Consider the following 6,681-nt stretch of genomic DNA (forward strand, 5'->3'; position numbering starts at 1 on the left):
GCCGCCTCCCTGCCGGGCCCCCGGCGGAGCCGGGTGGCGGGGCTGAGGAACGCGAGGTGAGTGTGGCGGGATACGTGCCCGGGCGGCAGCCGCAGAGCAGGTCCGGCGAACGGGCGGGCAGCCCGCTGCCGGGCCGTCCGCGCAGCAGCCCCGCCCGGGCCAATCCGGCACCCCGGATCACCGCGCTCGGCGGCGGCCAGGGCCTCTCGGCCTCGCTGTCCGCGCTGCGCCGGCTCACCAGCGACCTCACCGCCGTGGTCACCGTCGCCGACGACGGCGGCTCCAGCGGCCGGCTGCGCGAGGAGCTGGGCGTGCTGCCGCCCGGGGACCTGCGCAAGGCGCTGGCCGCGCTGTGCGGGGACGACGACTGGGGCCGCACCTGGTCCGAGGTGATCCAGCAGCGCTTCACCGGCAACGGCGAGCTGGGCGGGCACGCGGTCGGCAACCTGCTGATCGTGGCGCTCTGGGAGAAGCTCGGCGACCCGGTGGCGGCGCTGGACTGGGTCGGCCGGCTGCTGAACGTCCAGGGCCGGGTGCTGCCGATGTCGGCGGTGCCGCTCGACATCGAGGCGAGCGTGCGCGGCCACGACCCGGCGCGCCCCGCCGAGGTCACCGCCGTCCGCGGCCAGGCGAACGTGGCCGCCACGCCCGGCACCGTCCAGTCGATCCGGCTGCTGCCGGACGGGCCGCCGGCCGTTCCGGAGGCGGTCACAGCGGTCCGCGAGGCGGACTGGGTGGTGCTCGGCCCCGGCTCCTGGTTCACCAGCGTGCTGCCGCACCTCCTGGTGCCCGAGCTGGCCAAGGCGCTGGTCGAGACCCGCGCGCGCCGGCTGCTCACCCTCAATCTCGCCCCGCAGCCCGGTGAGACGGAGGGCTTCACCCCGCAGCGTCACCTGGAGGTCATCGCCGACCACGCTCCGGAGCTCGCCGTGGATGCGATCCTGGTGGACGAGCGCGCCGTCACCGGCGGCGCCTTCGGCCAGGCGGACCTGGCCGGTCTGGAGAAGGCCGCCGAACGGATGGGTGCCGCTCTGGTGCTCGGCACGGTGGCCCGCACCGACGGCACCCCGCGACACGACCCGGAGCTGTTGGCCGCCGCGTACGACCGGATTTTCCGGACACATGGAAGGATCGGGCCATGGCGATGACTCCAGCGGTGAAGGACGAGATCAGCCGGCTCCCGGTCACCCGGGCCTGCTGTCGCAAGGCTGAGGTGTCGGCGATCCTGCGGTTCGCGGGCGGACTGCACATCGTGAGCGGCCGCATCGTGATCGAGGCGGAGCTGGACACCGGGTCGGCGGCGCGGCGGCTGCGCAAGGACCTCCTGGAGATCTTCGGGCACTCCTCCGACCTCGTGGTGATGGCCCCCGGCGGTCTGCGGCGCGGCAGCCGCTTCGTCGTGCGGGTCGTCAAGGACGGCGAACTGCTCGCGCGCCAGACCGGCCTGGTGGACGGGCGCGGGCGCCCGATCCGCGGCCTGCCCCCGGCGGTCGTCTCCGGGGCCACCTGCGACGCCGAGGCCGCCTGGCGCGGGGCCTTCCTGGCGCACGGCTCGCTCACCGAGCCGGGCCGCTCCTCCTCGCTGGAGATCACCTGCCCCGGCTCCGAGGCGGCGCTCGCCCTGGTCGGCGCGGCCCGCCGGCTCGGCATCCCGGCCAAGGCCCGCGAGGTGCGCGGCGTGGACCGGGTGGTGATCCGGGACGGTGACGCGATCGGCGCGCTGCTGACCCGCCTGGGGGCGCACGAGTCGGTGCTCGCCTGGGAGGAGCGCCGGATGCGGCGCGAGGTCCGGGCCACCGCCAACCGCCTGGCCAACTTCGACGACGCCAACCTGCGCCGCTCGGCCCGGGCTGCGGTGGCCGCCGGTGCCAGGGTCGCCCGGGCGCTGGAGATCCTCGGCGACGAGGTGCCGGAGCACCTGGCCGCGGCCGGTCAGCTGCGGATGCAGCACAAGCAGGCCTCGCTGGAGGAGCTGGGTGCGCTCGCCGACCCGCCGCTGACCAAGGACGCGGTGGCCGGCCGGATCCGCCGCCTGCTGGCGATGGCCGACAAGCGCGCAGCCGAGCTGGGCCTGCCGAGCACCGAGGCCAACCTGACCGACGAGATGGCGATGAACTGACGATCACATTGCGTGAGCGTGACGCGGCCGGTGCCCGGATGACGGGCACCGGCCGCCGGCGTTCGCGGACCGGCCCGGCGCTCCCGATTGGTAGAGACCATTGCCCCGGCGACCAACTGCCCGCCGCCCCAGGGTGGGACGGCCTGAAATCGGGTTTGCGGCACGCCACGCCAAGTCTCACGAGGTGGCGCGATGTGCCCTCCCCGCGTCCGGAGGGGTAGGGTCGTAGGCGGTCGGGGACTTCCCAAATCTCACCCCCGTCGGCCTCGCGCCGGCGTACCTAACGAGGAGATCGGTTCGTGACGATCCGGGTAGGCATCAACGGCTTCGGCCGCATCGGCCGCAACTTCTTCCGCGCGGTCAAGGCCCAGGGCGCGGACATCGAGATCGTCGGTGTCAACGACCTCACCGACACGAAGACCCTGGCTCACCTGCTCAAGTACGACACCACCCTGGGCACCTTCCCGGGCGAGGTGTCGCACACCGAGGACAGCATCACCGTCGACGGCCACACCTTCAAGGTGACCGCCGAGCGTGACCCCGCCAATCTGCCGTGGGCCGAGCTGGGCGCCGACATCGTCGTCGAGTCCACCGGCATCTTCACCAAGGCCGAGGCCGCGAAGAAGCACCTCACCGCCGGCGCGAAGAAGGTCATCATCTCGGCGCCCGCCACCGACGAGGACGTCACCATCGTCCTGGGTGTCAACGACGACAAGTACGACGCCGCCAACCACCACGTCATCTCCAACGCCTCGTGCACCACCAACTGCGTGGCGCCGATGGCCAAGGTGCTGAACGAGAGCTTCGGCATCGTCAAGGGCCTGATGACCACGGTCCACGCGTTCACCAACGACCAGGTGACCCTGGACTTCCCGCACAAGGACCTGCGCCGCGCCCGCGCCGCGTCGCAGAACATCATCCCGACCTCGACCGGCGCCGCCAAGGCGACCGCCCTGGTCCTGCCGGAGCTGAAGGGCAAGCTGGACGGCACCTCGCTGCGCGTCCCGGTCCCGACCGGCTCCATCACCGACCTGGTCGTCACCCTGGAGCGCGAGGTCACCAAGGACGAGGTCAACGCCGCTTTCCAGAAGGCCGCGCAGGAGGGCCCGCTCAAGGGCATCCTGGCCTACACCGAGGACCCGATCGTCTCCTCGGATATCGTCAACGACCCGGCCTCCTGCATCTTCGACTCCAGCCTGACCATGGTCCAGGGCAACCAGGTCAAGGTGCTCGGCTGGTACGACAACGAGTGGGGCTACTCGAACCGCGTCGTCGACCTGGTCACCCTCGTCGGTGGGCAGCTCTGACGCGGTGGGAGCTGACGTGAGGTAGGGGCGAGGGCCCGGACGGCGAAACGCAGCCGGCCGGGCCCTCGCTCCGCGTACATGCACTCCTCAGGCGGCCCCTGCGCCGTGCCGCCTCTGCGCATCAACCATCTCCCCGGGAGACCGAAGAACCAGTGAAGACCATCGAAGACCTGGACGTCGCCGGCAAGCGCGTCTTCGTGCGCGCCGACCTGAACGTTCCCCTGGACGGCGAGACGATCACCGACGACGGCCGGATCCGCGCCGTCGCGCCGACCATCGCCAAGCTCCTCGAGCGCGGCGCCAGGGTCGTCGTCGCCTCCCACCTCGGCCGCCCCAAGGGCGCGCCGGACCCGCAGTACTCGCTCGCCCCGGCCGCCAAGCGCCTGGGCGAGATCCTCGGCAAGGACGTCGCCTTCGCCACCGACACCGTGGGGGAGAGCGCCGCCGCCACCGTCGCCGCGCTGGCCGACGGCGAGGTCGCGCTGCTGGAGAACCTGCGTTTCAACGCCGGTGAGACCAGCAAGGACGACGCCGAGCGCACGGCCTTCGCCGAGCAGTTGGCCGCCCTGGCCGACCTGTACGTCGGCGACGGCTTCGGCGCCGTGCACCGCAAGCACGCCTCGGTGTACGACCTGCCGAAGCTGCTGCCGCACGCGGCCGGCGACCTGATCGCCACCGAGGTCGGCGTGCTGAAGAAGCTCACCGAGGACGTCAAGCGCCCGTACGTCGTCGTGCTCGGCGGGGCCAAGGTGTCCGACAAGCTCGGCGTGATCGACAACCTGCTGAAGAAGGCCGACCGGATCCTGATCGGCGGCGGCATGGCGTACACCTTCCTCAAGGCCAAGGGCCACGAGGTCGGCATCTCGCTGCTGCAGGAGGACCAGGTCCCGACGGTCCTCGGCTACCTGGCCGAGGCCGAGCAGCGCGGCGTCGAGTTCGTCCTGCCGGTGGACGTCCTGGTGTCCGCCGAGTTCCCGGACCTCAAGGGCAAGACCCCGGCGAACCCCGACACCGTCGCCGCGGACGCGATCCCGGCCGACCAGGAGGGCCTGGACATCGGCCCGAAGACCCGCGAGCTGTACGCGGCGAAGCTGGCCGACGCGGGCACCGTGTTCTGGAACGGCCCGATGGGCGTCTTCGAGCACCCGGACTACGCCAACGGCACCAAGGCCGTCGCGCAGGCCCTGGTCGACAGCAGCGCGTTCACCGTGGTCGGCGGCGGCGACTCCGCCGCGGCCGTCCGCATCCTGGGCTTCGACGAGAAGAAGTTCGGGCACATCTCGACCGGCGGCGGCGCGAGCCTCGAGTACCTGGAGGGCAAGACCCTCCCCGGTCTCGCCGCCCTGGAGGACTGAAACACATGACCGAGCGTCTCCCGCTGATGGCGGGCAACTGGAAGATGAACCTCAACCACCTTGAGGCCATCCAGCACACCCAGAAGCTGGCCTTCGCGCTGGCCGACAAGGACTACGAGGCCGTCGAGGTCGCCGTCCTGGTGCCGTTCACCGACCTGCGGTCGGTGCAGACCCTGGTCTTCGGCGACAAGCTGAAGATCAAGTACGGCGCGCAGGACATCTCGCAGCACGACGGCGGCGCCTACACCGGCGAGGTCTCCGGGCCGATGCTGGCCAAGCTCCAGTGCAGCTACGTGGTGATCGGCCACTCGGAGCGCCGCCAGTACCACGGCGAGAACGAGGAGATCGTCAACGCCAAAGTGAAGGCCGCCTACCGGGCCGGGGTCACCCCGATCCTGTGCATCGGCGAGCCGCTGGACATCCGCAAGGCCGGCACCCACGTCGAGTACACCCTGGCCCAGCTGGACGGCGCCCTGGAGGGCGTCCCGGCCGACCAGGCCGAGTCGATCGTGGTCGCGTACGAGCCGGTCTGGGCGATCGGCACCGGCGAGGTGGCCACCCCGGAGGACGCCCAGGAGGTCTGCGCGGCCATCCGCCGGCGGATCGCCGAGCTGTACGACGCCGAGCTGGCCGACAAGGTCCGGGTGTTGTACGGCGGTTCGGTCAAGTCGTCGAGCGCGGCCGGCCTGATGGCCAAGCCCGACATCGACGGCGGCCTGATCGGCGGTGCCTCGCTGGACGCCGACGAGTTCGTCAAGATCGTGCGCTACCGTGAGCAGGCAGTAGGCTAACGCCGCTGCAGCAACGTAGGCTTTGGGGCCGGACCGCCGTACGCGGCCCGGCCCCTTCGCCGAAGATACGAGAGAGTTGGTCCCGTCGTGGTTCTCGGGTTCTCGATTGCCCTGATCATCTTCAGTCTGCTGATGGTCCTGCTGGTGCTGCTGCACAAGGGGAAGGGCGGCGGCCTGTCGGACATGTTCGGCGGTGGCGCGATGTCGACCGGCGGGGGCTCGGCGGTGGCCGAGCGCAACCTGGACCGCATCACCATCGTGGTCGGCCTCGGCTGGTTCGCCTGCATCATCGTGCTGGGCCTGGTCCTCAAGTACAAGAGCTGACGCAACCCTGACGCCCCGTCGCCCGAGCGCCTATCCTGGGACGGTCGGGGGCAGAGGCGATGGTGGCTGATCCTTAACTCCTGCTTACACTAGGACGACTTTCGCCACCGACGCGCACCGCGGCGGGTCGGCGCACCAGCACGCAGGGAGTCAGACCGTGGCAAGTGGCAACGCCATTCGTGGCAGCAGGGTCGGGGCCGGCCCGATGGGGGAGGCGGAGCGCGGCGAGTCCGCCCCGCGCAACCGGATCTCCTTCTGGTGTGCCAACAAGCACGAGACCCGGCCCAGCTTCGCCGCCGACGCCGTGATCCCGGACACCTGGGACTGCCCGCGCTGCGGCTTCCCCGCCGGGCAGGACGAGCAGAACCCGCCGGCGCCCTCGCGCAACGAGCCGTACAAGACCCACCTCGCCTACGTGCGCGAGCGGCGCACCGACGCCGACGGCGAGGCGATCCTCGCCGAGGCGCTGGCCAAGCTGCGCGGCGAGATCTGACGCGGAACCCCGACCTGCGAGCGAGTCGGACGCGAGCGAGCCGGACGCGAGCGAGCCGAAGGGGCGCGCCGGTGCCGAAAGGGAGAAGCGAGGAGGCCCCGAGGAACGAGGGGCATCGGAGCGCCGACCGTCGGCACCGGGCCGGAAGCGCCACGGAGGCGAGCCGAGCGCCAAAAAAGCGGAGGGGGGCCCCGTCGAGGTAGGGTGGGGGTCTCCCCCTTTTTTGTGCTCGTCGCGGTTGCGCCTAGGTCGGGGGGTGGGGGTGCTGCGGGAGTCGCTCCCCGGCGGGGCG

General features: G+C 71.7%; 7 protein-coding genes. All 7 read left to right on the plus strand.

What is annotated here, in order from left to right:
- Positions 1-62: 62 nt before the first annotated feature.
- The 7 genes from ACZ4WV_RS26595 (at position 63) to ACZ4WV_RS26625 (ending at position 6,389) form a co-directional block, all read left to right on the plus strand.
- A complete protein-coding gene (locus ACZ4WV_RS26595) occupies positions 63-1,148 on the plus strand; it encodes a gluconeogenesis factor YvcK family protein (RefSeq protein WP_465750915.1) in 1,086 nt (361 codons plus the stop codon).
- Complete coding sequence (gene whiA, locus ACZ4WV_RS26600; RefSeq protein WP_350747551.1) at positions 1,139-2,119, plus strand: DNA-binding protein WhiA; 981 nt, start codon at positions 1,139-1,141, stop codon at positions 2,117-2,119. The genes ACZ4WV_RS26595 and whiA overlap by 10 nt, the downstream gene beginning before the upstream one ends.
- Before the next feature lie 299 nt (positions 2,120-2,418).
- Complete coding sequence (gene gap, locus ACZ4WV_RS26605; RefSeq protein ID WP_350747548.1) at positions 2,419-3,426, plus strand: type I glyceraldehyde-3-phosphate dehydrogenase; 1,008 nt, start codon at positions 2,419-2,421, stop codon at positions 3,424-3,426.
- A gap of 152 nt (positions 3,427-3,578) precedes the next feature.
- Positions 3,579-4,781, plus strand: a complete 1,203-nt coding sequence (locus ACZ4WV_RS26610; RefSeq protein WP_465750905.1) for a phosphoglycerate kinase — start codon at positions 3,579-3,581, stop codon at positions 4,779-4,781.
- 5 nt (positions 4,782-4,786) lie between these two features.
- Positions 4,787-5,572 carry a triose-phosphate isomerase gene (gene tpiA / locus ACZ4WV_RS26615; protein ID WP_465750907.1) on the plus strand — a complete coding sequence of 262 codons (786 nt, stop codon included), beginning with the start codon at positions 4,787-4,789 and terminating at the stop codon, positions 5,570-5,572.
- A gap of 87 nt (positions 5,573-5,659) precedes the next feature.
- A complete protein-coding gene (secG, locus tag ACZ4WV_RS26620; RefSeq protein WP_465750909.1) occupies positions 5,660-5,896 on the plus strand; it encodes a preprotein translocase subunit SecG in 237 nt (78 codons plus the stop codon).
- 205 nt (positions 5,897-6,101) lie between these two features.
- On the plus strand, positions 6,102-6,389 hold the full coding sequence (locus ACZ4WV_RS26625) for an RNA polymerase-binding protein RbpA (RefSeq protein WP_465750917.1): 288 nt from the start codon (positions 6,102-6,104) through the stop codon (positions 6,387-6,389).
- The last annotated feature ends 292 nt before the right edge of the window (positions 6,390-6,681 follow it).

Source organism: Kitasatospora sp. NPDC029312 (genome assembly GCF_055569215.1).